The organism is Pelagibacterium flavum (genome assembly GCF_025854335.1).
Classification (GTDB): Bacteria; Pseudomonadota; Alphaproteobacteria; order Rhizobiales; family Devosiaceae; genus Pelagibacterium; species Pelagibacterium flavum.
On record NZ_CP107716.1, the window covers coordinates 1,352,710 to 1,379,132 of the forward strand.

Below are 26,423 nucleotides of genomic sequence, written 5' to 3' on the forward strand. Positions count from 1 at the left end.
ACGGGGTGGTGAACCCCTCTATCGAACGGTGATGGCGACGTCGGAGGCCGCAAGTTCATCAAAAACGGAGTTGGCATCGACGACCTCGTCGATGTGATGCACGCCCGGCGCCGCCGCCGTGACCAGCAGTCGGCCGATCACAAATGCCGCCACTCGGGCGGTTATCTCGGCCTCACGGCGGCCCTCGCATGTCATCGTAACCGACGCCCGCTGGCCATCCAGGCGGCCGAGAACCTCTACGGCGAGCGCGGCCCGATCAGATCCGACCCGCAGTCGCGTAAGGAGTCCCGCAATCGCCCGCTGCGCGCCGGGGCGATCCCGCAAGAGCGGGGCTCCACGGAACGCCAGCGTCGTGAAGAAGTCGTGGCCGAGCGACAGGAACGTCTTGGCCTCCGAGAGACCAAGCGTTCGTCGCACCGCATACTGATCGGAAAAGGGAAATGGAAAGGCGACCGAAGCCTTGCGATCGTTGCCAAAGCGGATACGTGCCGGCGTTCGATCAGGCATCTTGGGATCGCTCGCGTTGCTCAGCGTCCAGAGAATTGCCGCTTCGCCGTGGGCATCACCGAGCCCCAACAGGACGCCGATCCGGGCCGTTTCGGCGTGATCCATTCGCTCGACAGCCGACTTGACCATCAGGTTGGTCAGCCCAGGCGCGAAGCCGACCGACACGATCGCGCTGCCGCCGGAAGAACGCGCCAAGCTGTCGAGCGTTTCGACACCTTCGATCACAGCCTGACTAGCCGAAATGTCGACGTAGTGCTTCCCCTTCATCAAGACATGCGCCGCGAGGCTGTTGTCGGGCGTATCGATGCACATGACGATGACATCGGACTCGACAACCGCTGGTGCCCAGGTCTCGCGCTCGGCGATGTCGAGGACTGTAGATTCGCAGCCGAGCGCAGCCGCCGTGTTCGCGGCCTTCTCGCGGTTTCGGCCAGCCAGCCGAACGCCTTTATTTGGCTTTGCAAGCAACTCCCGAGCGATCAGCTTCCCGACATGCCCGTATCCGCCGACGATCAGGATATGTTTTGTGGCCTTTCCCATGCCTGCCGGCCGCCTTCCTCACATCGGCTCGACGGCCGATCCATACTGACTACGGCCCGGACTTCCAGATCAGAAGTGCAGCGGCGATCAGCGCCACGACGAACATCGACGCGATGAAGATCAGATAATCCCCGCTGATGACGACATTGCTGTAGGCGAACCGTCCGAAGGCGACGAGGATACCCGCGGCTGTGCCGTAGCGCAGCCATCTGGTGTCCCCTGCAAAAGTCGCAACACCGATCCCGATGATGACGATGCCAAAGCCGGTGATGAAGCCGCCCCATGTCCGAAAGACGATCCCGAGCCAATCGAGGAACGGCTGAGGCAGCGTCGCCTCGTCGATGCCAGTGAACCGAATATCCTCGGGAAGCAAAGTGGGGCGGATTCCCAGGAAGTAGACGCCGGTTCCCAAGGCGAGCACGCCCAGGATCGTAAGGAGCCCGCCTGTCAGGCGGTTCTGTGTCGTTTGCATGCTTGTCTCCGGCAGAAGGTGAGAACTACCGGAGCACCAATGCCGTCGGTTCTATTGGTGTCCTTAACCTCGATCAAGGATGCGGCGACCGCAGACGGAAACACTCGGCAAGATCTGTCGAACATCCACTCCAAGGAAGGCAATCGCCATGACTCAGAGCACCCCCATCCGCGTCGCCATCAACGGCTATGGTGTGATCGGAAAGCGCGTTGCCGATGCGGTGCTCGTGCAGGACGATATGGAACTGGCCGGGGTGGCCGACGTCGTTGCGGACTGGCGCGTCCGCCCGCTCGGGCCGAAAGGGATCGCTCTCTTCGGCGCCACGCAGGAGCACGCCAGGGCGATGACCGATGCCGGCGTGACGGTGACCGGCGTGCTGGACGACCTTCTCGGGCAAGCTGATGTGGTGGTGGATTGCACGCCCAAGCGCATCGCCGCGAAGAATGTCGAGACCTATCGGGCACGCGAGCTTAGATTCATCGTCCATGGGGGCGAAAAGCACGACGTGACAGGTCACTCGTTCGTTGCGGAAGTGTCCTTCTCCAGCGCGGTCGGCCGCTCAGCGACCCGTGTGGTCTCCTGCAACACCACTTCGATCGTTCGGACGCTCACGGCGCTCAAGACTGCCGGCCTTTTGAAGCGGGCGCGCGGGACGCTGCTTCGGCGCGCCACCGATCCTTGGGAAAGCCACGAGGGAGGCATCATGAACACGCTGGTGCCCGAGCCCGAAATCCCAAGCCATCAAGGCCCCGATGCTCAGAGCGTTGATCCTGATCTCGATGTCGTCACGATGGCTGTAAAAGTCCCGCAGACGCTTGCGCACCTGCACTACTGGACGGTTCAGTTGACGCGGGCGGCGACCAAGGACGAGGTGCTCGACGCGTTTCGCGCCTCGCCCCGTATCGCCCTGATCCGCGAGGCCGAGGGGCTGACGGCGCTCAACACGGTCAAAGAACTTATGGCCGATCTCGGCCGCCCGCACGACAGCCTCTACGAGGTAGCCTTGTGGGAGGATATGCTCAAGGTCCAAGGCGACGAGCTTTTTTACGCCTACATGGTCGACAACCAGGCGATTGTCATTCCCGACACGATCGATGCCATCCGCGCGCTCGCGGCACCCGCACCGAAGGCTGCGGACTCGATCGCCCGCACCAACGCCGCGTTGGGCATCGGACGCGGCCTTGTCTGACGCCATCTGGCCAAACTTCTACGCGTCGAGTGAGGTCATTCGATCCGGTCGCTTCCACCAGATCAGCGCCAGCAAGTAGGTCGAGATCAGCGCACCGCCAAAGCAGAACACGGAGATGTAGGCGTAGGAAAAGAACAGGTAGGTGATCACCACGACGCCGCCTGTCAGCAGACCGAACATCTTTACGGCGCGATCGCGGACCACCAGAAACGGCGCAATGATCACGGTGAGATAGATCCCGTATGTCACCACTCGCGACACGATCGCGTCCAGCAAGTTGATATCTTCATATCGAACCGCCCAGGCAAGGAACGACGTCGACAGCCAACCCTCGTGTGTGAAGTAGGGGATGAACTGAAGGCCACCCAGCATGGCTCCAGCGATCACAAACAACAGGATGACAGCGCTTCGGCCCCCGCTCTCGAGGAAGAAGGCCGACATGGGAATCCAGATCGGCCAGACGATCCAGGCGAAGAACATATAGACGAAGGAGTATTGCTCGACATGGTGAGTATGCCCGGCATCTCCGGCGACCCAGACCATCCCTTCGGCCCCTTGTTGCAGCCCGAACAGAAGGGGCAGGATCGCGAGCATGAGATAGCGGCGATCCCCGGCCCACGCCCAGACCGTCGCGACGGCCCCGGAAGGGACAAGGACCGCAGCGGCGGCATAGCTGACCGTGGCGGACAGGCACATGGCGTCACATCCGCTCGACTCTCGTGCTGCGGCAGGTTCCGGCCGTCACGCTACTCTCCCTCCACGATGTTGATGGCGTTGCCCGCAGCGAAGGACGAGATGTTGGCCAGGGTCGTGTCAATGATCCGGCGAAGCGCCTGGTCCGTGTTGTAGGCGTTGTGCGGCGTGACGAGGACGTTCGGAAACCGCAGCAACACGTGGTTCGCCACCAGCGCCTTGAGGTCTGGGGCGTCGAGAGATCGCTGCTGACGGAATATCTCGGCTTCCTCGCGTATCAGGGGCTCCTGCGGCAAGACATCGAGGCCCGCCGCGCGCAGCTTTCCCTCGGCTAGCGCCCGCACGAGCGCTTCGGTGTCGACGACATTTCCGCGCGACGTGTTGATCAGGATCGCTCCCTCCTTCATCGCAGCGAAGGCTGCATCTCCGATCAGCCCGGCGGTTTCGGGCAACGACGGCACGTGCAGGGATATGACGTCGGCTTGCTCCAGCACTGCGCGGAGTGCCGCGTAGGAAAACGCCAGCCTGGACGCAGCCTCATGGTCCTCGTGGCGATCATGGGCGATAACGGTCATGCCGAAGCCTTTGGCGATCTCGATGGCGCGGCGTCCTATGCGGCCGGTTCCGATCACTCCCATGACCTTGCCGTGAAGCTCGAAGCCGCGCGTTCTCGCCATCGAGAACCCGCCGCGACGCGTATGCTCCACGCTCTCGACAATGTTGCGGGCCACCGCGAGAAGCAAAGCAAAGGCGTGCTCCGCCACGGTGGAATCGCCATAGTCGGGGACGTTGGCCACTATGACCCCCCGGCGCCTGCACGCGCCAAGATCGATATGGTCAAAGCCGGTCGATCGCGTCGCAACGAGCTTGAGAGCGGGAAGGCGCTCAAGCACATCGGCATCGATCTTCGAAGCGATAAAGGGACTGACCACCTCAGCGTCGGCATAATCGCCGGCCGTGGTTCTGTTCAGCGCATGTCGGGTGCAACGCACCTCATGCGCGGGACGGAGGCCGGCGCACGCTGCCTCTTCCCAGTCCTCTGCCTCGAACACCGCGATCTTCATTGCTCGCCCTCGATCTCAATCCGGTCGTCAAATCCTGGTCCAGCGACGCTCTCGACAATCATCCGAATTGCGTCCCGTTCGGCCGACGATCGCACCGTGCCGGCGACGCGGACCCGCCCTGCCGCGACATCGACCGTGGGTTGGCGGCTCAGGTAGACCATGGCGTCTTGGAGGCGTGCCAATATCGCACGCCGCGCGGCATCGTCGCCCTTGACCTCTGGCTCAGGCTTGCCCGCCGACACGACCTTGAGCAGGTCTGCCCGGCTGACGACGCCAACGAGCCGGCCGTTCCGCATGACGGGAAGGCGCTTGATCCGATGAACGCCCAGCAGCATCGCGACCTTCTGGACAGGAGTGTCCTCATCGACCGTAATGACCTGCGGGGACATGACGTCGGCGACCTTCCAGCTCCGGCTCCTGACAAATTCGCGTGCCGGATCGTTCGACTGCTCGGCGCCTCCTACGATCGGACCCGACATCCCAAGTTCGGATCTCCGCAAAAGGTCGCCCTCGGTGATGAGCCCGAGCAACCTGCCCGTGTCGTCGACGACCGGGAGGCCGCTCACGCCTCCGGTCAGCATGATGCGGGCAGCATGCCACACGCTATGGGCTGGGCTGACCGTCACGACGTTCCTTGTCATCAGGTCCTTCGCCTGCATTGGACGGCCCCGCTCCCTAGCGTGCATATGCCTCGGTCACGTATCGGCTCATCATGCGGTGGCTGTTGAACAGGGGCCCAATCTTGCTGATTGCCTGCTTCATCATCCAAACCCACCCCGGCCGATCGCGGTAGTAGAGAGGCAGGACCACATCCTCCAGCTTCGCATAGAGTGCTAACCCATCGCCTGGTCCCGGCGGCGTTCCTTCAATCGACCACCCGGTGACGCCATCCACGCAGCCTTCGAGCCACCATCCATCGAGCACGCTGAGGTTCAACACACCGTTCAAAGCCGCCTTCATCCCGCTCGTGCCCGAGGCTTCGAGAGGCGGCAACGGCGTGTTGAGCCAGATGTCGCATCCGGCAACCAAGGTGGCCGAAAGCCGCATGTCGTATCCGGGAAGGAAGACGATCTGCGCGATGCCGTCGAGACGTTCGATGTGCCTGTGGAACGCCGCGATCGCCTTTGCACCGCCTTCGTCCTTCGGGTGTGCCAACCCCGCCAGGACGATCTGAAAGGGGTATTTCTGCGCGATCACACTCAGCCGCTCGATATCAGAGAAGACCAGCTCGGGCCGCTTGTAGGCGGTCATCCGGCGGGCATACCCGATCAGCGGCACGTCGTCGCGCAAATGCGCGCCTGTCTCCGTCGATAGGGTCGCAAGCAGTTCCGCCTTGGCGACCTGATGCGCGTTCCAGACCGATGCGTCGTCGAGCTGGTCGGAAAATGCCAGCGACTCCGGCTCGTGCGCCCAATTGGGATAGCGGCTGGAGTGTAAGTCGGCGAACGCTCGATGGGTCCATGTGTGGACATGCACGCCATTCGTGATCGACGTGATTTCATAGCCAGGGAACATCTGGCGTGCAGTTTCGGCATGTCGGCGCGCCACGCCGTTCACATAGCCGCTGAGATTCAATGCGAGCTGCGTCATGTTGAGCCGCGTTGGACCGGCCAGAGCCCTCAACGTTGCTAGTTCGATGTAGTCGCCGAGGATGGTGCGAACGAGTTCATAGTCGAACTTGTCAAACCCCGCCTCCACAGGCGTGTGCGTCGTGAAAACGCAGCGGTCGCGGACGGCGCCGATGTCGTATTGCTTCAAGGGTTCAGACGAATCGGCGTCGCGCCGCGCTGCCTCGCGGAGAAGCGGCAACGTCAGCAGCGCGGCGTGGCCTTCGTTGAGATGGAACTTCTCGATCTCAAAGCCAAGTGCCCGAAGGATGAGTCGGCCACCGATCCCAAGGACGATCTCTTGCTTCAGCCGATACGCGTCGTCACCGCCATAGAGAAAATCGGTGATGCGGCGATCCGGCGGCTCGTTCTCGTGCAGGTCCGTATCAAGCAACAGGACCGGAACAGCGTGGCCAAGCGGGCATTCCACTGCATATAGCCACGGCCGTATCCAGACATCGCGTCCCTCGATCTGCACAGCGACCATCTGCGGAAGCGGCTTGGCCCAATCTGTGGGTGACCAGGGGTTGGGGCCGCTTTCCTGCTCGCCCCGTGGCGAAATCTCCTGACGGACGTATCCCTGTTCGCTGAGCAGGGTGACGAAGACCATCGGCAAATCGAGATCTGCGGCCGATCGGGCGGTGTCGCCGGCGAGAACGCCGAGCCCGCCGCTGTAAGTATGGACCTCTGGCCGAAGCGCAATCTCCATCGAGAAGTAGGCGATTCGGGCGCGGCGCACGGAGCGCTCGAAGAATGTCAACTGGTATCCCCTGTTCAATGTGGTTTGCGCACCCACCCATGAACGGCCGACGACACGTGGTCGTGTGCCGGCCGCTCGTCGATCCGAGGAGAACCCCCTTCACTCGAACGATTGAAATCGGCGACGCCTGCGTTTCATCGTCGGCAGCGAGGTTCAGGACTTTTTCTTGGACCCCGCGCCCTCCGCCATTTCCAGCTCGGGGACCGCTTCTGTGGTCTCGGATTCCGCGCGCAGCCAGTGGTCGAGTTCGCAGCCGGTGGGACAGCCCTCGTCCTCCCAGATCTGGTATGCCCGCTCCTCGATTCTGACGTGGACCAGCTCACCGGCCGGTGTTGGTTCGCTGTCTGACATTGCCATCGCTCCATTGTAAGGGACTGCAGAACGACAGGAGGATCGCCGGGAAGGAGCGGGCAATCGTTGATGCAAGTTAAAGATACCGAAGGCCAAGTATTTCGCGGGAGCTGGCCCCTTTCCGGCTACATCCATCCCATCCGCAGGGGCATCCAGATCGCCATGGCGATCATGATGAGGTTCTCGGTGAGGGAGACGAAGCCGAGCGGCACGTTGCTGTTGCCGCCCACGCAGGCGCATTTGAGCTTGCGCTTGTCGATATAGACCGCCTTGAAGACCGAGACGGCTCCGACCGTCCCGATGAACAGCGCGACCGGCGATGCGATCCACAGCAGCGTTCCGGCCAGCATCAGCACACCGGCCAACGTCTCACCGAAGGGGTAGAAATAGGCGTAGGGCACATATCGCCGCCCGAGCAGGTCGTAGTTCAGGAACATGGTCGAGAAGCTCTCGACGTCCTGAAGCTTCTGGATGCCGAGCAGGCACATGGCGATGGCGATGAAAAACTCGATCGCGTGAAGGTCGAAGATCGTGCCCAGGGCGAACCAGCTCACGGCGAGACCCATCAGGAGGGCCACGCCGAACAGCGCAATTACCGGCTGATAGGTGGTCTCATCCTTCCCCCGCAGCGGCTTGCCGAAATGCGCGCGGGTGTCGTCGTAGCCGCCGATCCGCCTGCCGCCGATGAAGACCTGCGGCGTGGTCTTCACATCGTGCTCGGCCATGAAGCGATCGGCCTCCTCACGCGAGGTGAGCAGGTGGTCCTCGACCGCCAAACTGCGGGTTTCACAAATTCCCGGACAGCGATTTCAGTAAATCGCGGACACTGATTTCGGTAATTCCGGGACAGTGATTTCAGTAATTCCCGGACAGTTCCGGGAGCCTGGATAAGGTTGGTCACATAGCCTGCGTCGTTGCGGCATCTTCACGGTCTGAACACCGACCGGGAGGGGACATGCCGCGACACAAGCAACCAAGGCGCATGACCGTGCAAGACATACGAACGATCCTTCGACTGAAGCATGAACAGGGCTTGTCGATCCGCGAGATTGCCCTGCGTCTGAAGCTGAGCAAGACGACCGTGGCGACCTATCTGTTTCGTGCCCGGGAGGCTGGCCTTGACTGCTGGCCCCTTCCACGTGGGCGCGATGACGATACAACGCTAAAGACAGTCCTTTTCCAGAAGGTGGGACGCCCGCCCCGCGATTTGACCGAGCCCGACTGGCGCAAGATATCGTCCGAACTCAAGCGCAAGGGCGTAACGCTGGTGCTGCTGTGGGAGGAATATCGCGCTGCCCACCCCGATGGGTATGGCTACACCTGGTTTTGCACCCAGTTCCGGGCCTTCGAGAACCGAACCAGTCCCCGGTTCCGCAATCGCCACGAAGCGGGCGCGGTCATGCAAACCGATTACGCCGGCCATACTATCCCCGTCATCGATCCGGCCACCGGTGTCGCCCACCAGGCCCAGATCTTTGTCGCTGTGCTGGGCGCTTCGAACTACACCTTCGCCTGGGCCAGCTTGACCCAGCGTCTGCCCGACTGGATCGAAGCCCAAGTGCGGGCGCTGGAGTTTTTTGAGGGCGTACCCAAGGCTCTGGTCTGCGACAACCTCAAGGCAGCCGTGGCCCGGCCGCTGTGGTTCGAGCCCTCGCTGAACAAGACCTTCTCGGCTCTTGCCACCCATTACGACACGACCATTCTGCCCACCCGACCGCGCAAGCCGCGCGACAAAGGCAAGGTGGAAAGGGCGGTGCTGATCGTCGAGCGCTGGATTCTCGCGCGCCTGCGCAATCAGCAGTTCTTCTCGATCCAGACCCTGAATGCGGCCATCGCCGAGTTGGTGACCGCCCTCAATGCAAAGATCATGCGCCGGGTTGGTCAGTCCCGCCGGGATCTTTATGAGCAGATCGAACGCCCCGCATTGCGCGCCTTGCCCGACCATCCCTTCGAATATGCCGAGTGGAAGCGCGCCAAGGTGCATCCCGACTATCACATCGAGGTGCTGCACGGCTTTTACTTCGTGCCCCACCGACTGATCGGTCGCCAGGTCGATGTTCGCCTGACCCATCGAATGATCGAGATATTCTACAACCACGAGCGTGTCGCGGTGCACAATCGGCGCGGACAGCGTGGCGGGCACTCCACCGTCAGGGAACACATGCCCAAGTCTCACCAGCGCCATGGTGGCATGACCCCCGAGACGCTGGTGTCTCGTGGCGCCCGTATCGGCTACCACGTCGCCGCCCTTATCGAGCGTCTCATCCGGGAGAGACCACACCCTGAACAAGGATATCGTTCTGCGCTTGGTGTGCTTGGTCTCGAGCGGCGCTTTGGAGGCGACAGGCTCGAGGCCGCCTGCGAGCGGGCCCTGACCCATAACACCGTCCGCTACGCCTCGGTGCAATCGATCCTCATCACGGGTCTGGACAAGGCGAGCGAACCGCCAGCCCCGATGACCCCGGCGCCGCGCCACGACAATATCCGCGGCCCTGGCTACTACCAGTGACCATCAAGGAAAGAAGGTAATATGCTGACATAAGGGCCTGCTCCGGTGGCCCACCGGGTTTGTTTCTCGTCTTGAGGGCATTGACAAATCGTCTTCGTGAATGGGCCATGCATCCAAGGTGAGTGGCACCCTCCAGCGTGCGCCAGGCGGAATAGCCGTCGCTCATCAACATGCCGCGATAATCGCCGAGAAAGGCCTGCGGGTAGATCTGGCCGCGGCCCGGCTGATAATCGAGCAGCACGATCGGTTCGTCGCTGTCCTCGCCACTTCGATAAGCCCACATATACGATGTGCTGGTGGCCTCTCTATTCGTTTCCTTCAGCACCTGGACCGTCGTCTCATCGCCATGGATGAGGGGCTGCGATCTGAGCCGCAGCTTCAGCGCGTCATAGATGCGGGACAGATGCCTCTCACTCGAGCCGATCACCCAGTGACCCAGAGCGCCACGGCTGACAGGAACACCGGCACGTTCGAATGTCTGCGCCAAGCGGTAGAGCGGTGTGCCGTCGGCGTATTTGTGAACCAGGGCGAAGGCCAGCGTCGAGGCCGTGGCGATGCTGCCAGGCAAAGGCTGTGCAGGCATCGGCGCGGTCATGACCGGCGTGTTGATCCCGGTGCGGTCGCAATGGCGGCAAGCATATTTGAACCGCACATTCTGCAGGACCTTTGCCTTCACCTCGATGTGAAGCTGCTCGGCAACGGTCTCGCCCATGCGATGCATCCGGCCATCACAGCAGGGGCAGGCCTTCTGATCCTCGGGAAGGTCATATTCGACGCGCTCACGCGGCAGGTTTTCCGGCAACGGCTTGCGGCCGCGTTTCTTGCCTTCCGGCTTTCCGGCTGGCGGCAATCCGGTGTCCGGCACATCAACAACAGCGCAATCTTCGCCGCCAGCCTCATCCTCGGCTGCAACCTGCTCGGCTTCATTGAAGAGGCGATCAATGTGCTTTTCGCTCTTGGGCGCAAAACGATGCAGCCGCGCAAGCGCCAGTTCTTCCTCGAGTTTGACGACGCGCTGCGCGAGCGCCTCCTTCTCGGCCTTCAGCGTGGCGATTTCGGCAGCATTTACCGCCAACTGTGCCATCAACTCTGCAACGCTCGGTTCACCGGTTCGATTCATCAGATTCTTGAATCTGAACCGTCCAGCTGCGTCAACCGCGCAATTCGAGAGCCTTCAACCAGCGACCTGGTATTGCCGCACAGGATGGCGGACCATCCCATCAATATCGATGCCGTCGAGAATTCAGTGCAATTGTTCCGTCGTCAGCCGCACCACCGTTTCCTGGCGCCGGGGCCAGCGGAACCTGTCCTCGTTCAGCTGCTTTTGCACAAGCACAAAACCCGACCGGTCGAAAAACAGCAGCTTCATCCGGTCGCGACGACGATTGCAGAACGCAAACACTCCAGAGGCAAAGGGATCCAGTCCCATCGTCTCCTGAACCCGCACCGCAAGGCTGTTAATGCCGGCCCTGAAGTCGATCGGTTCGTGATGCAGGTAGACCTGAAGATCAGCGCCCAGTCTGAACATTGCACAATGCTCCGATCATCGCGCTCACCGCTCGCTCATCACCGCATTCCAGCATCAACTTCACCCCGTTCGGCAGTGTCGCGCTCAGCTTGGCTGGAGAGGAAAGCAAGCCGCTCTCATCAGGTTTCGGAAGCCTCGCCCCCGGCTCGTCGGACCGAAAGTCCAGCATCCGGTCATGCCTCGACACAACCGCATTCGCAGCCCCTTCAATCTCAACCGCGATAAACGCAGGCGTGGAAGGCGGCGCAATCACCGCCGTTTCCTTCCTCGCCAACCGGTGCTGGCGTATCCACTTCCACAGAAGTTCGCATTGACCCCGTGATCCAGGGCAAGCTGAGCAACCGACGCTCCGGGGTGCAAACAGTTTTCGATCAGACGCAACTTCGATACAGGATCAAACGTCCGCCGCCCACTCGGATGCACTGCCGTCACCCGCAATTTCCGACCGTCATCTTCCATAACCTGGTGTCCACCTCACTTTTGGTGGACACCACATGCCCCAGAAAACTCAACCGAAAAAGATGCGCAGAAATTCGCGCTTACAAAGCAGACGCATTCGGCCTGATGCGGAGGATGGGGCGGCGAAGACCGGACAAGCCCGACCACGCGGTAACGCTCATGCAGACGTCTAACTACCGCAGCGCCGAGATACCCGCTCGAACCGGTTACAACAATGACGGGTCTATAGTCGTCATCCATGGATGCCTCCGTCATCGCCTATTCGTGCAGGAGTTTCACAAGCGCCCGCGATCTCGAGGATAAGCAGGACGATCATGAGCAGCCACCAGTTCCCCTGCCAAGCATCATGCTGCCGTCGCTCATGATCCAGTCTCCTAGACCGCATCGGTAGAACCGTGCTGAATTCAATTTGTTCCGAAGGCGACGCCAACACGGCAAAATCAGCGTAGGTGACGGGATGAGGGTTGATTGATCTTCGAGAGTAACTTGCTGTGCAGTCTGGTCGGGATCGATTTCCTTTCCGTTCGGAAGACGCCCAGTCTTTCGATATTTCTGTTGACCTTCCATCAACAGGAATTCCTACTGTAGTGGCCATTGAGGAAGCGGAGGACGGAACATGGATGTCGCACAATCAACCGGGAGAGCCGCAAGGGATTCAGTCTGCGGCATGTCGGTACAGCCCTCAACTGACACTCTCAGCCTACAACACTACGGGCACTTCTATCATTTCTGCTCGGAGAGCTGCCGCTCGGCGACCTCCTTGCTCTGACGGTCTTCGGCACAGAACAGGATCATCCGACAGCGAGCGTGCCGCCTTGTGCCGTCGAACCTGCGCCTTAAGAACGGCCTGTCATCGAACCATCTCCCAAAATTGCTCGGATCAATGGTACGAATTACAGTTCTAGATGACTAGGGTCTCGGGCCACTGCGCCACTTCCGGCCACCCGCTCTGATCGCCTTCAGTTCAAACTAGAGTGTCCGCTGGCTGCGCTGGAGCGTGGGGGTGACGTTCCAGGACACCTTGCCCAGTTATGGCTAGCGATGATCGCTGGCACCATGTATCCTTCTCCTTTCTGTTGCTGAGTGGGTCCCAGCTGTGGCATCAAGGAGAGATCGTGCAACAGGGTTTGCTGCCCTCGCAAGTCCCCTCGGAAGGAGATCAACGATCATGACCGGAGCTTCCACGCATGAACCGAGAAGACGGGACTTCCTGTTTGTCGCAACAGGTGCAGTCAGCGCCGTCGGAGTGGCCGGAGCAATTTGGCCCCTCATCGATCAGTTGAACCCTGACGCCTCGGTTTTGGCCTTGGTAAGTGTCGAATTCGACGTGTCGGCGATAGAGGAAGGGCAGACGGTCACCATCCAGTGGCGAGGTCTGCCGGTTTTTGTGCGACACCGCACGGAAGCGGAGGTTCTAGAGGCGCGCTCGGTACCGCTGGAAGAGTTAAAGGACCCGGAGCTGGACCAGCAGCGCGTGGCTGAGAGCCACCCACAGTGGCTGATCATGATTGCTAACTGCACTCATCTCGGCTGCGTACCGGTCGGCGAAGCTGGAGACTATGGGGGCTGGTTCTGTCCCTGCCACGGCTCCCAATTCGATATATCCGGGCGGGTAAGAGCTGGCCCCGCCCCAACAAACCTCGTGGTTATGCCGTATGAGTGGCTCAGCGAAAAGCTCGTGCGGATCGGTTAGTTGTCTGGACTCCGTAGGGCCAGTCGCAGGTTTCGATCCTCCGCGCCCGCGACCCAGAAATCTCGGACTCAACTAAGTAATCTGGGACCACTACATTCTGTATTCGTCCGGAGGCATAGCATCAGCTGAGGAGAATTCGGCTGAGCAGAGGACTGCTATAAACCGCGATGCCTAGGAAACGCCCGAACCGAGGACAAGCTGCTCGAGCTCATTCCCTACGGCGGGGGGTGATCCAGAGGATGTAGCCAAGGCAGCCGTTTGGCTTGCTTCGGACGACTCCGACTATGTGGTGGGCACGACCTTGCATGTCGATGGCGGCATGACGCTCTAGTCTATGCCCGCGATCGTCGTGGTCATCCGCCGGATATAGATCGGAACGCAGGGAACTTCATGGGAGTGCTCACCAACATCAGATGAATGATGGTGTCCATGAAACGATGCCAGGCCATCCCCATGATCATGCCCGTGCTCGGAGATATCGGCCAGTATCTCGCCAACTCCGGACGCGTGCGCGGCTTGCATTGACGGAACCCCCAGCAGGCTGAGCGCAGCGACGAGCAGCAGAAAACAACGTCCCGGAAGGGCAAAGCGACGGAAAATCATGAACGATAGGTAAATCGAACGTGGTTAAGGTCTGGTTACGATGGCGCGGAAAGGTAAAGATTTGGCCGGGCTGTGATTGACCGATCAATGACGGTAATGGGAGACATGATCTGACCGACTTACAAGCCAGACCTTGTCCGCAGTATCCGAAGAATATTGGTGCAGAGGAAAGCTACGGCCGCAACACAAACGATTGACGGGCCCGCTGGCGTATCGAAGGTATAGGCCAAATCCAGACCCAATACCGCTGAAAGCACGCCGATCGCCACGGCCGCCATCGCCATTTGTTCGGGGGTGCGAGAAAGCGGCCGGGCTGCGGCGGCCGGTACGATAAGCATCGCTGTAATAAGGATCACACCCACTACCTTTATGGCAACTGCCACGATGATGGCCAGGGCCAATGTGAGGATCAATTGCTCGCGCTTCGGATTTCGCGCCAGCGCAATTTCCTGCCGCTCCCCGGTGGGGCGCGACCTGACTGGTGGATCATTTGCGAGATCGCCAAGCGTCTCGGGTTTTCACAAGCTTTCGATTTCACTTCGCCGGCCGAGATATTTGCCGAGCACGCCGCTTTGTCGGGGTTCGAAAATGCCGGCACACGCGACTTCGATATCGCCGAGCTGGCCAGTGCGGACTATGAGGCGATTAAACCTATCCAGTGGCCCATCACGGAGGGCAGAGGACGCGTGCGCCATTTTGCCGATGGCAAGTTCTATACTCCGGATGGTCGGGCACGCTTTTTCCCAACGCCGCCACCCCCACCCAAGGCCACTGCGCCGGGCCAGTTGATCCTCAATACCGGCCGGGTTCGCGACCATTGGCACACCATGACCCGAACTGGAAATACCGCGCGCCTCTCGGGGCACTACGCAGAACCCTTTGTTGAAATTCATCCCGAGGACGCCGATCGCATGGGCATTCGCGGCACGACTGTCAACGGCGGGGTAAAAGTCGGCCATTGGGCGGCGCAAAACCAGGCCACTTGATGTTGGGGGTATCGAGCGCCGGGAGGGCGTAGCCCGAGCGGTGTTCGATACCCCCAACATTGCGTTTTTCAGGACGTGCGGCTGGCTTTGCGTGCCCGGCTTTGGGCGAGGCGATAGCTGTCACCATTCATCTCGAGGATGCTGACGTGATGGGTCAGCCGGTCGAGGAGCGCGCCGGTGAGACGCTCGGACCCGAAGGTCTCGGTCCATTCGTCGAAAGGCAGATTGCTGGTGATCAGGGTGGAGCCGCGCTCGTAACGCTGCGAGATCAACTCGAACAGCAACTCGGCCCCGGTCTTGGACAGCGGCACGAAGCCCAGTTCGTCGATGATGAGCAGCTTGTAGCCGGCCACCTGCTTCTGGAGGCGCAGAAGACGACGCTCATCACGCGCCTCCATCATCTCGCTGACGAGCGCGGCAGCCGTGGTGAAGCCAACAGACAATCCCTTCTGACAGGCAGCCAGCCCGAGGCCGATCGCGACATGGGTCTTGCCCGTGCCGCTGGGTCCGAGCGCGATGACATTCTCGCGCCTGTCGACCCATTCGCAGCGCGCCAGTTCCAATACCTGCATCTTGTTGAGCTTCGGAATGGCGGTGAAGTCGAAGCTGTCGAGGCTTTTCGCTGCCGGGAACTTTGCAGCCTTGATGCGACGCTCGACCATGCGCCGTTCCCGGTCGATCAGTTCGAGTTCGACAAGTCGGGCAAGATAGCGGACATGATCCACGTCCTCGAGCGCGCATTGGCGGGCAAGCTTGTGGTGCTCGCGCAGGAAGGTCGGCAGCTTGAGCGCTTTGAGGTGGCTGGCAAGCAGGAGTTCGGGAGCATCGCTGCTCATGCCAGTTCCTCCTCGCGGTCCAGCAGACCCATATAGGCCTTGGCCGAGGTCGTCTCGACACTGGCTCTGGGCAGATAGGGGTAGATGGCAAGGTCGAGCCTGGGTGGCCGGCGTTCGGCCCGGCACAGGACGAGATGCTTGATGGCATCGAAGCTTATGGCGCCCAGGTGCAGCGCCTGCTTTATGGCCGCATGCAGGTCGGCCAGATCGAAGCTTTCCAGAAGACGCAACACTTGCACATAGGCGCGCCGGCCCTGCTTGCCCATCCGCGCTTCCATCAGGCGACGCAGTGTGGCGAACGCCTCGGGAAGTTCCCAGCCCTGGAGCGGGGCCGCCTGGTCGAGCGCATTGATCTTGTGCTCGATCAGCGGCAGGTAATGCAGTGGGTCAAAGACGATGTCTTCGCGCCCATAACTGCGCGGATGACGGGCGATGGTCTCCCCGCCGCAGCCGATCACCACCTCATCGACATAGCCACGGATCCAGGCGTCCTGATGGCCATAGGCAACAGGGACGGAATAGTCGTTGGTTCTGTAGCGCACCAGCGCCTGGGAGGAGACCCGGCCGCTGGCCTGGTCGCAGGCCTCGAAGGGCGATGCCGGCAGCGGCCGCATCGCCGCCAGATCGCGTTGCAGCCGTTCGCCGATCTGTTGATTTCTGCTGAGAAGTGACCCGGTATTTTCACCGAGAATTGACCCGCCTCATGGATATGATTTGGGATTGGTCAGGTGGTCAAGCCGGGTGTTTTCTCCTTTTTGGTTTTGACGGTTTGGGCCGAGCTGTTTTTGAACCGGAAGCTGTCGTTTCCGGTCTCGAGGATATGGCAGTGATGGGTCAGCCGGTCGAGCAGCGCGGTCGTCATCTTGGCGTCGCCGAATACGCTGGCCCATTCGGCAAAGCTGAGATTGGTGGTGATGATGACGCTGGTGCGCTCATAGAGCTTGCTCAGCAGATGGAAGAGCAATGCTCCTCCTGAAGCGCTGAAGGGCAAATATCCGAGCTCATCAAGGATCACCAGATCGGAATGGATGAGCCGGTTGGCGATCTGCCCGGCCTTGCCCTGGGCCTTTTCCTGCTCCAGCGCATTGACCAGTTCGACGGTCGAAAAGAAGCGAACCCGCTTGCGGTGATGCTCGATGGCCTGAATGCCCAGTGCCGTGGCGATGTGGGTCTTGCCGGTTCCCGGCCCGCCCACCAACACCACGTTGTCGGCCTTGTCGATAAAGGCGCCGGCATGAAGCTGGCGCACCAGGGCCTCATTGATCTCGCTACTGGCAAAATCAAAGCCAGCCAAGTCCTTGTAGGTTGGAAAGCGCGCCACCTTGAGCTGATAGGCAATGGATCGCGTCTCTCTTTCAGCCATCTCGGCCTTGAGCAATTGTGAGAGGATCGGAACGGCCGATTCAAAGGCCGGAGATCCCTGTTCGGTGAGTTCGCTGATTGCCTGGGCCATGCCTGCCATCTTGAGGCTCTTGAGCATGATGATCAGGGCCGCGCTTGCCGGATCATGACGCATGGCGCACCTCCTTGTCCGCGCGCAGGGTATCGTAGCGCTCGACATTGGCCTGCGGTTCCTTGCCCAGCACAAGGGCCTGCGGTGCCCTGACTGGCGGCACCGTTCCCGGCTTGCCATCGATCAGCCTGTGCAACAGGTTGAGGATATGGGTCTTGGTGGGCACCCCGGCCTCCAGCGCCATCTCGACCGCGGCCAGCACCGCCTGTTCGTCGTGATGGAGAACCAGAGCCAGGATCTCGACCATCTCACGATCGCCACCGGGTTTGCCCAGAAGGTGGCGCTGAAGTTGCCGGAATCCATCGGGCATGTCGGCAAAGGGTGCACCATTGCGCAGGGCACCGGGCTTGCGCTGGATCACCGCCAGATAATGGCGCCAGTCATAAACGGTGTGACCCTGCCCATGATGCCGCTCGATAATCCTCTTGTGCTCGCAGATCGCCTGGCCTTCAGCGACAACGACAATGCGGTCCGGATAGACCCTGACGCTGACCGGTCTGTTGGCGAACGAGGCCGGAACGCTATAGCGAACGCGCTCGAGGTGAACCAGGCAGGTGGGCGAGACCCGTTTGGTATGTTCGATGAACCCGTCAAAGGCCCGCGGCACGGTCATCAGATACGGCGTCTCGATGCACCAGGAATTGGCAACCGAACCCGGTTCCGCGCCATGAGCAATCTCTTCCCATAGAGCCACACAGCGCTGCTCGAGCCAGACGTTCAACTCATCGAGCGAGTTTGCACGTGGCAAGGGCTGGAAAAGCCGGTGCCGCATATCGAGCACGTTCTTTTCCACCATACCCTTTTCCCAACCGGCAGCGGGATTGCAGAACTCGGGCTCGAACAGGAAGTGGCTGGCCATGGCCGAGAACCGGGCATTGACCTGACGTGCCTTGCCACGGCCAACCTTGTCCACGGCCGTCCTCATGTTGTCATAAATGCCCCGGCGCGGGACGCCGCCCAGAACTCGGAAGGCATGGTTGTGGGCATCAAACAGCATCTCGTGGGTCTGGAGCAGATAGGCCCGCACAATAAAGGCCCGGCTGTAGCAGAGCTTGGTATGGGCGACCTGGAGCTTGATCCGCTCGCCCCCGATCAGTGCCCAATCCTCGCTCCAGTCAAACTGGAAAGCTTCGCCAGGCTCAAAAACAAGAGGAACGAAAACGCCCCTGCCGCTCACATTCTGCTCGCGCTGGCGTTCCTCTTTCCATCGACGGGCAAAGGCCGCCACACGACCATAAGAGCCTTCGAAACCGAGGCTCACCAGATCAGCATGGATCTGCTTGATGGTGCGCCGCTGCTTGCGCGGCTTGCGGCTCTCGGCCTTCAGCCAGCCTGACAGCTTCTCGGCAAAAGCATCGATCTTGCTTGGCCGATCTGGAACCTGGAACTTCGGCTCAACCGTATCGGTCCGAAGGTATTTGCGAATGGTATTCCGGGACAGGCCCGTGCGCCGCGCAATCTCCCGGATCGATAAACCGTCCCGGAAATGCCAGCGCCGGATAACGCTCAAAAACGCCATGTCCAACACTCCTAAATCTCCCGCCCAAAACGAGCAGGATAGCGTTCAAACATGGGTCACTTCTCAGTGGAAAAATCTCCCTGAACCGGGTCACTTCTCAGCGGAAATCAACACAGATACAAAGTCTCCTGGCACGCTGCATTGCTCAGCGATGACGATGCAGTCGCCGAAATCTGCGAAGAAGACACGTCGCGCTTTCACGATCTGCGTGCGCTCTTCCAGAGCGCCTTCATTAGCGGTCTGCGCTTTCAGTCATCCCACGGATTTTTGAGAGAAGAGTGGCGCGCCGGTGCTATGGACGACATCGTCGAAGGCGCGCTGGATACTTTTCGCCGTCAACGGGACGCTCTCGTGCTCTACGAAGGGGCGCTTGAAGCTGCCGACCAGGCCGAGAGCGAAAAGCAAAAACGGCTCGAAGAAATCTTCGAAGAGCATGCTGACGTACTACGTCTCGTAGATGAAGATCGTGCTGAAAGTCCCCGTGCGGGCGGTGATTTCGGGCGACCGAAGACGCACGAAGTCCCCGTGATCCCGCCTCTGGAAACGGCGGGTGGCAAAGATCGCAAAAACATCCGCGATCTTTTCAAGGCCACGGCCGGAAAAGCATTGCCGCTCGTTACCCGCGGCGGCGTCGGCTCACATTTCGCCGCCTTGGCGGGGCGATGGCCACATCTCGACGACGAAATCGAACAGATCTTGATGGACTTGTCAGTCCAGGACCCGATCTGGATCAGGCCCACTATACTTGTTGGAGGGGCGGGCACGGGAAAATCGTCGCTGGCGCGCGGCATCGGTAAGCAGCTGGGTCTGCACACGACGGTCTTCAATGCAGCCGGCGTCAGCGATGGGATGTTCGGAGGTATCAGTGCGAATTGGTCAAGCGCAGGGTGCTCGATCCCGCTTCAGTGCGTGAACAGCTCAAAAACGGCGAATCCGCTGATCGTGCTCGATGAGATCGATAAAGCTGGCACAGGCCGTTACAACGGAAATCTGATCGACACCTTGTTGGCGTTTCTCGACCGCGGAAATGCCAGGGCCTTTCGCGACCCTGCACTCGAAACCGAGGTCGATCTGTCGTGGGTCTCCTACATCCTCACGGCGAACAGCCTGGATGGTATCCCGATGCCACTTCGGGACCGGTGCCGGGTAATTCCGATCCCCGATCCTGATTTCCAGCACGTCGGCGACTTGGTCAAGCACATCGTGGAGGACATCGCGGAGGAACAGGGTCTCGATAGGCGTTGGTATCCGCCGCTTGCCGAGGACGAGATGTCGATCGTGAAGGAAGCCTGGGGCGGCGGTTCGGTGCGGAAACTCAGGAGGGCGGTCGAGGTCCTGCTGCAGGGTCGCGATCAACTCATGATGGCCCGAGCTTAAAGGGCCATCGGACATGACAGGCGAACAATATCGTGGCTGGAACGCCATGCGAGCCCTTTTGCACGACATCGCGACCAAGGGTGAAACACAAGCACTGCGCGAGGCGGCCGAGCGCTGCCTCGCTATCGGTCCGGACGGGCTGCCGGATGTTTCGAAAGAGATGGGCCAGAGCCGTTTTCTCGACGAATGGAAAACCCTGTTGTGGGAAGGATGGAATCGATGAATAGCGCACGTGAAGAATTCCTGAAGATCGCCCACGCCGCGCTGGCTGGCGATCCTTTGTTGCCGACGCTTGGGGTCGAGGGCGACGGGCCAGATTTCCGGTATTCTGTCGATCAAGGTCCGCTGCCGTCGAAGCTTGCTGGCACCGAGTTTTCTCCCGCGCCGCCGTTCGCGCGAGACGATCTGCTCAAGGTCTTGGCGACTGCAACACGCTCTCGATGGCAGCGTGGGCAACTGCCGACGCAAGTAAATCTCGATGATCTGTCGAGTTACTTCAAGGCGTGCCGTGTATCGCTCGCGGTCGATCCAGGCTGGTTTGACCTCCTCTTTTCGGTCTTCCATCTGGCTGTTGGGTTGGGTGCGGCGAACAGATGGGAGACGCTTCAGGTCAAGGAAAAATACGGCACGCTACGCATCTACTATGAAGCTGAGCCCGACGTCGTTGACGGTCTCGATCGCATCATTGAAGCCGCCGAGCATCTGAGCGGGCATATCTGTGAAAAGTGTGGTGCCCCTGGCGAACTCAGGCCGGGCGGATATGTGCGGACGCTGTGTGATGAGCATGCGGGAGGCAGTAATGGCTGACATCGAAATCTGCCTCGCGCAAGAGCGTCGGCAATGGTCCGCGTTGCTCGAAATCGGCGATGGCACTCCTGATTTCTTCGAGGTTCTTGTGCGGAAGACGGCACCTGTCGTGCCTGACGACCGGCCATTCTGGCCAAGGTGGAATGCGGATTCCGCGTTCACGCCGTCGATGACCATTGGCGAGAAATACTACGGCTTGACGCCGGAGCTAACGGACGGCTGGCAAGAATACAAGGCGCGCTGGCAACGGCTGCTCGAGCTCAATCCGCGCATGAAGATCGCTGACATGCTGGGTGACGTCTCCGAAACGCACGATTCGTCCTCTTTCCCCTCCGGATGGGAGGACGTCGTGAGAGATTGGATTCGCCACGGCATGCCGGAGCCGCGACCGTTCGATGATCGCAATCGCATGGATACGCCGGAATGGCGGGCTGAATTCATGTCGGCGGCCAAGGCGGCGGGGCCTGGGTGGGTGTTTCATGCAGACGGCCCTGAAGTCGTCTTCGAATGGAGGTGGGACGATGAGTAAAAACGGATGGGAATTCCTCGGGCCGGCGTGGCGTCGCGGATCGCGATTCGTCCGCGCCTGCGTGCGGGTCAACGATGTCTTTAGGGAGATCCCGATTGCGGAGCTGCAGGGCTGGCTCGAGCGCATGACGTTCTTCGACGAGCCGGATTCCGAGTGGGCAGAGACACCGGGGCCGACGCCACCTGGCTGCCATTTCGATTTTCAGGTCTGGGCGGAGGACGGTCGGGTTTGGATTGTCGGCGATTATGACGGGCTGGCGCGTTTGGAATGGGTGTCGGCGACGCCGGAGGCGTGGCTTCGGCATCAAGAGGAAGCGGCCGATGACAGAACGACTCCTCGACCGCCGCCCAGGTGAGCCGCTTTCTAACTACGCGCAGCGAATGCTCGATTTGATGATGCTCGCAAAATCTATGGTCGAACATGAGCTTGGCCGCAGCATCGACTTCGACGTTGCAATGGCTGAACTGCAAGAGATCATTGATGGCGACGGGAAAGCGCTGGCTGTCCGTGAAGTCAGGAAAGCGCTTGATTTTTCACGGCCGTATTTCCCGCGGCTCGAGATACCGGCATATCCGTCCGACAACGACGTGATCGAGGCGGCAATGGAGATGGTGCGGCAGCATGAGAGGGGTGAACGATGACTGATCTGCCGAAAATTGTCAGCGTCCCCGGCGTCATGTCCGGCGATCCGGTCATCGAAGGCACACGCATTCGACCGGAAACAGTCTTGCTCGAAATCCTGGATGGCAAGCCGGAAGCCGAAATCCTGGAAGCTTATCCGACATTGCCGCCCGGCAGCGTGCAAGCAGTGATCGACTGGGCGCGGGAGAGACTGTCGCTACATGAGAGCAGCGGCTATGATGAGAGAGGTCTCGAAGTCCTCAAGCGGCGGCCGAATGATGCGCTTCGAAAACTGGCTGACGAATATCCCGCCGCAGATATCGAAATCGTCGGCGACGGCGATTCCTATTTCGAGATCGCCGGGATGATGATCGCCACCTGCGCCTTGGGAGAAATCCTTACCGCTCACCCTGGAGCCGATCTCGACGCGGTGATGCGCTGGCATGAAAAGAAATTCGGAGACGACTTGGCGACGACGTATGCGGCTCGTGAATGGCGGGATCGGAGGTGACACCATAACCTGCAATAGCACGGCGGAATTGAGGGCCATATTGCAGGTTATGGCAGTTAACGCGCCTTAGCTTCGCCTTCCCTGTATCCGCGGCGAACTGTGAACTGTGGCAATGTGTGTCCCCAGATCACTTGCTGTCGGTAAATGACCTGTTAACGTGCGTGAAACAGAATAAGAACAACGAATCAAGGTGGATATGATGGACGAAGCCGGACGCGATCTCCTCAAAAAGGTTGGACAGCAAAGGTTTCGCACGATCCTTGCCGATCCCCCTTGGCAGTTTTTGAACCGCACGGGAAAGGTGGCGCCCGAGCACAAGCGGCTCAACCGCTATGGCACGATGAAGCTCGGTGACATCTGTGCGCTGCCGGTTGATCAGGTGGCTGCGCCCACCGCTCACCTGTATCTGTGGGTGCCGAACGCCCTTCTACCAGATGGACTAGAGGTGATGAGGGCCTGGGGCTTCAATTACAAAGCCAATATCGTCTGGCACAAAGTTCGCAAGGATGGCGGGTCTGATGGTCGTGGCGTCGGCTTCTATTTCCGCAATGTCACTGAAATCATCCTGTTCGGAACGCGCGGCAAGAATGCCCGCACCCTGGATCCTGGCCGTTCGCAGGTGAATTACATCAGTTCTCGCAAGCGGGAGCATTCGCGGAAGCCAGATGAGCAGTATCCTCTGATTGAATCGTGCTCGCCTGGGCCGTATCTGGAGCTGTTCTCGCGTGGCGTTCGCAAGGGCTGGGAAGTTTGGGGCAACCAGGCTGAAGACACCTATGCGCCGAACTGGGATACCTATTCCTATAACAGCACTATCGTGGCCGCTGAGTAGCTATTCAGCCGGCGGCCAGTCGCTGATGCATTCCGGACGAATGCCCACAGCCAGCACAGGGCATCCACCATTACGGCCGGCGTTCAGCCGGTATATCAGCTTACCCATCCAGGTTGTCGAGGCGCCATATTTCTGCGCAGTTGGGCGAGGCTGACCGTCCTTCATCTCGATATCGCCGTTTTTCTTTAGCGCCGGCCCCATATCGCGAAAAACTGGATTGAGGGATGCGCTTCGGGTCACCAGGACGCCGACGTCAATGGCGCCGCTGAGAAAGAAGGTGCTGAAGGCGAACAGGTCGCGGTCAAAGGTTTGATCCTTTGAATTCCATTCCAGATCGAACGCCACCTTGTTCTTCACGTAATCGATTTTATGGCCATCGAGGTAATTCTCGCGCCTGATCTCAGCTTCGCGTTTCTCGAATTTTGGCTTGCCGCCCGCTGTGATACCGATCTGCTCTTTCCAATCCAGGCGCACCACCAGGTCACCGGAAATTGTTGTCTCATGCCAACCGTGCTGCCGTAGCCCGGCGGAGAACAGCTTTGGAATGTCCGACTCATTGCCGCCGGCGGTTCGGATCATCGTCGTCGTGATTTTGAAATCGCGCAGAAAGGTCAGCAGCTCCTCAAATTCGGCTTTCCGGCTTTCAGCAAGAATTACAGCCGCATTTCTGTAGCTGACGACGTCGAACTTTTTTCGAATGTCTTCGGGCACCTTCGCATCGACGATTGATTGGGGATCGGCGGCATCGCTCGGAACGAGGGTCGCATCATCAGATTCGACGTCGACTTCATCGCCTTCGATATCCAGATCTTCAACCTCAATTTCGTCTTCGGAATCAGTCATAGAATCACACCCCCAGTCGCTCATAGCCTATCGTCAATCTTTCCGAGATCTACTTTGCGGCGGCTGAGGTAAACTCCGGGTATGCGAATCGACATTTCCGGCCACACGATAGAAGCATTGGCCCAGGTCATTTCGGGCGGACCGTCAGGGTTCGGCGAGCCGATAGGCATCTATCGCACTGCCTATGAACTAAAATCTTGGTTCGCCGCTTTTGGTTTGGATCTCGATGAGGGCCCCAGCCGGGTGAGTTCGGTGCGGTCGACGCTTTCCAGGGTCTTTCTCTCTCATTGGGATGATGAACTCTCACAGAGGATAATCGAGAGGGCAGCCGACCCAAGAGATTTTCTGGGCGACCCAGTAAGGCAGCGCGCTGTTGTTGACCATTTGAACGAGCGTCTTGAGTTCGACGGCCTCAAGCTCGAGTTCGACGGAAAGCGCGTGCGACTTGTTGAGCTGGAGCAGCATAGTGGAGCCGTGGTGGCTCTAACAGAAAAGGTCGAAGCGATCGGCTTTGATACCGTAAAACGGGATGTCGATCGCGCACTTGCAGCTGCCACTTCCGACCCCGAGGATGCTGTAACGGCGGCTTGCTCGATCGTAGAAAGTGTGTGCCGTTCTATTCTGGTTGATCTCCAGGGCGGGCTACCGGCCAAGCGCGATCTTAGTGGCTTGTATCGAGCCGTTCAGGAGCCGCTCGGACTTTCTCCCACCAAAGATGGCATACCTGATGAGATCGCCGAGGACGTCAGAAACGCGCTTTCCGGGCTGGTTACGGCTGTAAGAAGCATAGGCGCCCTAAGAACGCATGGTGGGGACGCGCACGGCAGGGAGAAAGGTTTTCGACGTGTGGACACCCGGATCGCAAGGTTGGCAGTTTATTCGGCCAGCGCAATCGCGCTATTCCTGATCGAGACTTGGGAGATGAAGCATCCGGGCGAAAAGCTGGCGCGGGCAATATCGTCGGACTAAGCCGCCGAATGCTTTAGCACCCGTCTTCCTCGCTGAAGCATGTAATGGATAGTGCGCGTATCCAGATGCCCCCAACGTGCAAGCGCAACACCGTGCGTGGAAACAAGCTCCGCGACTTCAATGTATGACGGCCGCCTGCGCACTGCCCTTTCCCATCTCGGTGCCCGCACTTGACGATCAGGGCTCCTTATTGTGTGGCTTCGCGGGCCGTCCGTTTGGGGGCCGATTGCTGCCTGTCCGGTTCTGAGATGAAAACGAAGATAGCCGACATTCGGCCTCCGACGCCATTCTGGTCAATCATTTATGCCGCAAGTCATGCCAAAAGTAGCCGTGAGGCAGACGGGTAATATGCATTATGGATTGAACCATAGTCGCCTGATCCCATCGAGCAACAAGACCACCGCTGCGCCAGCGGTTACAGGGGCCGTGAGCTTCGAGAAGGCCCAATCTACGCTAGTACGAACGGCGGAAAAAATCGTATCCGATTGGTGGTGAGACAATGCTCGCGCGCCGACCAACACAATCAACGGGTTGCAATAAAACAAGCAGTAGAGCGCGAGGTAAAAGGCTCGATCCCAGTATGACAAGCTGCCCTCCAGAAAAAGAACATTGACCGCACCGAAATAGGGAATGGCGGTCGTCAGATCAGCGACCGTGCTAGACACCGCGAACGCCAAGACAGCGAACAGCTGGGCCCCGGTAACTAAGCTTCCCAACCAGCCCTTGGGCGCCAAGGGCGTCCTCGATATCCGCGGCAGCATCGTCCAGGTCTATGATCTCGTGACCCTGCTCGGCGGTCGAGGCGGTGATAGCGAAAGCAAGAGACAGGTGGTGCTGGTGGTCTCGCTCAAAGCCAATGACATCGGCCTTCTGGCGGATTCGATGTCCGACATCATCTTTGCCAAGGGCGAAGAACTGCGACCGGCGCCCAAGGGTGGCCGGGGCGATGCCGGCTGCGTCTCCGGACTAGTCAAGAACGATCAGCGCCTGATCATCATCCTCGATCTGAAAGCGCTGCTACTCGGCGAAAGCGCAGAGTTCGCCTAGGTTGCAACGACCGCGACCGAAGTTCAAAAATCGGCTGCGGAAATCGCCCCGCTCGTTG

At 59.9% G+C, this 26,423-nt stretch carries 29 protein-coding genes and 3 pseudogenes; 15 read left to right on the forward strand and 17 right to left on the reverse strand.

Annotation, left to right across the window (positions count from 1 at the left end; genetic code table 11):
- Positions 1 to 18 precede the first annotated feature (18 nt).
- Together OF122_RS06685 and OF122_RS06690 are read right to left on the reverse strand one after the other, a co-directional pair.
- The gene (locus OF122_RS06685; protein ID WP_264227025.1) at positions 19 to 1,047 is read right to left on the reverse strand and encodes a saccharopine dehydrogenase NADP-binding domain-containing protein; all 1,029 of its coding nucleotides are present in this window, start codon (positions 1,045 to 1,047) and stop codon (positions 19 to 21) included.
- Between the two features lie 49 nt (positions 1,048 to 1,096).
- On the reverse strand, positions 1,097 to 1,519 hold the full coding sequence (locus tag OF122_RS06690; protein WP_264227026.1) for a hypothetical protein: 423 nt from the start codon (positions 1,517 to 1,519) through the stop codon (positions 1,097 to 1,099).
- A 148-nt stretch (positions 1,520 to 1,667) separates the two neighbouring features.
- Between OF122_RS06690 and OF122_RS06695 the strand changes: the two genes are divergently transcribed.
- On the forward strand, positions 1,668 to 2,708 hold the full coding sequence (locus tag OF122_RS06695; protein ID WP_264227027.1) for a type II glyceraldehyde-3-phosphate dehydrogenase: 1,041 nt from the start codon (positions 1,668 to 1,670) through the stop codon (positions 2,706 to 2,708).
- A gap of 18 nt (positions 2,709 to 2,726) precedes the next feature.
- Here the strand turns inward: OF122_RS06695 and OF122_RS06700 are convergent, their stop codons facing one another.
- The 6 genes from OF122_RS06700 to OF122_RS06725 all read right to left on the reverse strand — a co-directional run bounded on the left by OF122_RS06700 (position 2,727) and on the right by OF122_RS06725 (position 7,977).
- Positions 2,727 to 3,404, reverse strand: a complete 678-nt coding sequence (locus tag OF122_RS06700) for a DUF6629 family protein (RefSeq protein ID WP_264227028.1) — start codon at positions 3,402 to 3,404, stop codon at positions 2,727 to 2,729.
- A 50-nt stretch (positions 3,405 to 3,454) separates the two neighbouring features.
- Positions 3,455 to 4,465 carry a hydroxyacid dehydrogenase gene (locus tag OF122_RS06705; RefSeq protein ID WP_264227029.1) on the reverse strand — a complete coding sequence of 337 codons (1,011 nt, stop codon included), beginning with the start codon at positions 4,463 to 4,465 and terminating at the stop codon, positions 3,455 to 3,457.
- Positions 4,462 to 5,106, reverse strand: coding sequence for a CBS domain-containing protein (locus OF122_RS06710; protein WP_264227030.1), 645 nt, complete (start codon positions 5,104 to 5,106; stop codon positions 4,462 to 4,464). The genes OF122_RS06705 and OF122_RS06710 overlap by 4 nt, the downstream gene beginning before the upstream one ends.
- A 34-nt stretch (positions 5,107 to 5,140) precedes the next feature.
- Positions 5,141 to 6,832 (reverse strand): alpha-glucan family phosphorylase, encoded by a 1,692-nt coding sequence (gene glgP / locus OF122_RS06715; protein WP_264227031.1) that lies wholly within the window; start codon positions 6,830 to 6,832, stop codon positions 5,141 to 5,143.
- A gap of 153 nt (positions 6,833 to 6,985) precedes the next feature.
- Entirely contained in the window at positions 6,986 to 7,183 is a 198-nt protein-coding gene (locus OF122_RS06720; RefSeq protein WP_264227032.1) for a DUF2934 domain-containing protein, read from the reverse strand.
- Between the two features lie 125 nt (positions 7,184 to 7,308).
- On the reverse strand, positions 7,309 to 7,977 hold the full coding sequence (locus tag OF122_RS06725; RefSeq protein ID WP_408636331.1) for a MauE/DoxX family redox-associated membrane protein: 669 nt from the start codon (positions 7,975 to 7,977) through the stop codon (positions 7,309 to 7,311).
- 161 nt (positions 7,978 to 8,138) lie between these two features.
- Between OF122_RS06725 and istA (OF122_RS06730) the strand changes: the two genes are divergently transcribed.
- Positions 8,139 to 9,692, forward strand: a complete 1,554-nt coding sequence (istA, locus tag OF122_RS06730; RefSeq protein ID WP_264227033.1) for an IS21 family transposase — start codon at positions 8,139 to 8,141, stop codon at positions 9,690 to 9,692.
- 31 nt (positions 9,693 to 9,723) lie between these two features.
- On the opposite strand, the pseudogene tnpC reads toward istA (OF122_RS06730), so the two are convergent.
- The 3 genes and pseudogenes from tnpC to OF122_RS19740 all read right to left on the reverse strand — a co-directional run.
- A pseudogene (gene tnpC / locus OF122_RS06735) lies at positions 9,724 to 10,812 on the reverse strand (IS66 family transposase); the annotation flags it as partial.
- Positions 10,813 to 10,935: 123 nt separating this feature from the next.
- Positions 10,936 to 11,220: an IS66 family insertion sequence element accessory protein TnpB gene (tnpB, locus tag OF122_RS06740; RefSeq protein ID WP_264227034.1), complete on the reverse strand. Its 285-nt coding sequence runs from the start codon at positions 11,218 to 11,220 to the stop codon at positions 10,936 to 10,938.
- Between the two features lie 474 nt (positions 11,221 to 11,694).
- Entirely contained in the window at positions 11,695 to 11,934 is a 240-nt protein-coding gene (locus tag OF122_RS19740) for an NAD-dependent epimerase/dehydratase family protein (protein WP_408636314.1), read from the reverse strand.
- A 913-nt stretch (positions 11,935 to 12,847) separates the two neighbouring features.
- Between OF122_RS19740 and petA the strand changes: the two genes are divergently transcribed.
- Together petA and OF122_RS19745 are read left to right on the forward strand one after the other, a co-directional pair.
- Positions 12,848 to 13,372 (forward strand): ubiquinol-cytochrome c reductase iron-sulfur subunit, encoded by a 525-nt coding sequence (gene petA / locus OF122_RS06745; RefSeq protein ID WP_264227035.1) that lies wholly within the window; start codon positions 12,848 to 12,850, stop codon positions 13,370 to 13,372.
- Between the two features lie 271 nt (positions 13,373 to 13,643).
- A pseudogene (locus OF122_RS19745) lies at positions 13,644 to 13,703 on the forward strand (hypothetical protein); the annotation flags it as partial.
- A gap of 391 nt (positions 13,704 to 14,094) precedes the next feature.
- On the opposite strand, the gene OF122_RS06755 reads toward OF122_RS19745, so the two are convergent.
- Positions 14,095 to 14,376, reverse strand: a complete 282-nt coding sequence (locus tag OF122_RS06755; protein WP_264227036.1) for a metal ABC transporter permease — start codon at positions 14,374 to 14,376, stop codon at positions 14,095 to 14,097.
- Positions 14,377 to 14,388: 12 nt separating this feature from the next.
- Between OF122_RS06755 and OF122_RS06760 the strand changes: the two genes are divergently transcribed.
- Positions 14,389 to 14,961: a molybdopterin oxidoreductase family protein gene (locus OF122_RS06760; RefSeq protein WP_319019401.1), complete on the forward strand. Its 573-nt coding sequence runs from the start codon at positions 14,389 to 14,391 to the stop codon at positions 14,959 to 14,961.
- Between the two features lie 68 nt (positions 14,962 to 15,029).
- On the opposite strand, the gene istB (OF122_RS06765) is transcribed toward OF122_RS06760, so the two are convergent.
- The 4 genes and pseudogenes from istB (OF122_RS06765) to istA (OF122_RS06780) form a co-directional block, all read right to left on the reverse strand.
- Positions 15,030 to 15,797 carry an IS21-like element helper ATPase IstB gene (gene istB, locus OF122_RS06765; protein ID WP_264227037.1) on the reverse strand — a complete coding sequence of 256 codons (768 nt, stop codon included), beginning with the start codon at positions 15,795 to 15,797 and terminating at the stop codon, positions 15,030 to 15,032.
- Positions 15,794 to 16,453: pseudogene (locus OF122_RS06770) on the reverse strand (Mu transposase domain-containing protein); the annotation flags it as partial. The pseudogene OF122_RS06770 and the gene istB (OF122_RS06765), both read right to left, overlap by 4 nt.
- 68 nt (positions 16,454 to 16,521) lie before the next feature.
- Positions 16,522 to 17,313 carry an IS21-like element helper ATPase IstB gene (istB, locus tag OF122_RS06775; protein ID WP_264224549.1) on the reverse strand — a complete coding sequence of 264 codons (792 nt, stop codon included), beginning with the start codon at positions 17,311 to 17,313 and terminating at the stop codon, positions 16,522 to 16,524.
- A complete protein-coding gene (gene istA, locus OF122_RS06780) occupies positions 17,303 to 18,829 on the reverse strand; it encodes an IS21 family transposase (RefSeq protein ID WP_264224548.1) in 1,527 nt (508 codons plus the stop codon). Before istA (OF122_RS06780) ends, istB (OF122_RS06775) begins: the two co-directional genes overlap by 11 nt.
- Before the next feature lie 141 nt (positions 18,830 to 18,970).
- Here istA (OF122_RS06780) and OF122_RS06785 point away from each other — a divergent pair, with 141 nt between their 5' ends.
- The 8 genes from OF122_RS06785 (at position 18,971) to OF122_RS06820 (ending at position 23,506) form a co-directional block, all read left to right on the forward strand.
- The gene (locus OF122_RS06785; RefSeq protein WP_264227038.1) at positions 18,971 to 20,206 is read left to right on the forward strand and encodes an AAA family ATPase; all 1,236 of its coding nucleotides are present in this window, start codon (positions 18,971 to 18,973) and stop codon (positions 20,204 to 20,206) included.
- A gap of 13 nt (positions 20,207 to 20,219) precedes the next feature.
- Positions 20,220 to 20,429: a hypothetical protein gene (locus OF122_RS06790; RefSeq protein WP_264227039.1), complete on the forward strand. Its 210-nt coding sequence runs from the start codon at positions 20,220 to 20,222 to the stop codon at positions 20,427 to 20,429.
- A complete protein-coding gene (locus OF122_RS06795; RefSeq protein ID WP_264227040.1) occupies positions 20,426 to 21,013 on the forward strand; it encodes a hypothetical protein in 588 nt (195 codons plus the stop codon). The genes OF122_RS06790 and OF122_RS06795 overlap by 4 nt, the downstream gene beginning before the upstream one ends.
- On the forward strand, positions 21,006 to 21,542 hold the full coding sequence (locus OF122_RS06800) for a hypothetical protein (protein ID WP_264227041.1): 537 nt from the start codon (positions 21,006 to 21,008) through the stop codon (positions 21,540 to 21,542). The genes OF122_RS06795 and OF122_RS06800 overlap by 8 nt, the downstream gene beginning before the upstream one ends.
- The gene (locus OF122_RS06805) at positions 21,535 to 21,897 is read left to right on the forward strand and encodes a hypothetical protein (protein WP_264227042.1); all 363 of its coding nucleotides are present in this window, start codon (positions 21,535 to 21,537) and stop codon (positions 21,895 to 21,897) included. The genes OF122_RS06800 and OF122_RS06805 overlap by 8 nt, the downstream gene beginning before the upstream one ends.
- Positions 21,863 to 22,183, forward strand: a complete 321-nt coding sequence (locus OF122_RS06810) for a hypothetical protein (RefSeq protein WP_264227043.1) — start codon at positions 21,863 to 21,865, stop codon at positions 22,181 to 22,183. Before OF122_RS06805 ends, OF122_RS06810 begins: the two co-directional genes overlap by 35 nt.
- Positions 22,180 to 22,674 carry a DUF433 domain-containing protein gene (locus tag OF122_RS06815; RefSeq protein WP_264227044.1) on the forward strand — a complete coding sequence of 165 codons (495 nt, stop codon included), beginning with the start codon at positions 22,180 to 22,182 and terminating at the stop codon, positions 22,672 to 22,674. Before OF122_RS06810 ends, OF122_RS06815 begins: the two co-directional genes overlap by 4 nt.
- Positions 22,675 to 22,873: 199 nt before the next feature.
- The gene (locus tag OF122_RS06820) at positions 22,874 to 23,506 is read left to right on the forward strand and encodes an MT-A70 family methyltransferase (protein ID WP_264227045.1); all 633 of its coding nucleotides are present in this window, start codon (positions 22,874 to 22,876) and stop codon (positions 23,504 to 23,506) included.
- Here OF122_RS06820 and OF122_RS06825 read toward each other — a convergent pair whose 3' ends face one another.
- Positions 23,507 to 24,349 carry a BglII/BstYI family type II restriction endonuclease gene (locus OF122_RS06825; protein WP_264227046.1) on the reverse strand — a complete coding sequence of 281 codons (843 nt, stop codon included), beginning with the start codon at positions 24,347 to 24,349 and terminating at the stop codon, positions 23,507 to 23,509.
- Between the two features lie 81 nt (positions 24,350 to 24,430).
- Between OF122_RS06825 and OF122_RS06830 the strand changes: the two genes are divergently transcribed.
- Both OF122_RS06830 and OF122_RS06835 read left to right on the forward strand, forming a co-directional pair.
- On the forward strand, positions 24,431 to 25,318 hold the full coding sequence (locus OF122_RS06830) for an abortive infection family protein (protein WP_264227047.1): 888 nt from the start codon (positions 24,431 to 24,433) through the stop codon (positions 25,316 to 25,318).
- Positions 25,319 to 25,972: 654 nt separating this feature from the next.
- The gene (locus OF122_RS06835; protein WP_264227048.1) at positions 25,973 to 26,365 is read left to right on the forward strand and encodes a chemotaxis protein CheW; all 393 of its coding nucleotides are present in this window, start codon (positions 25,973 to 25,975) and stop codon (positions 26,363 to 26,365) included.
- Positions 26,366 to 26,423 lie beyond the last annotated feature (58 nt).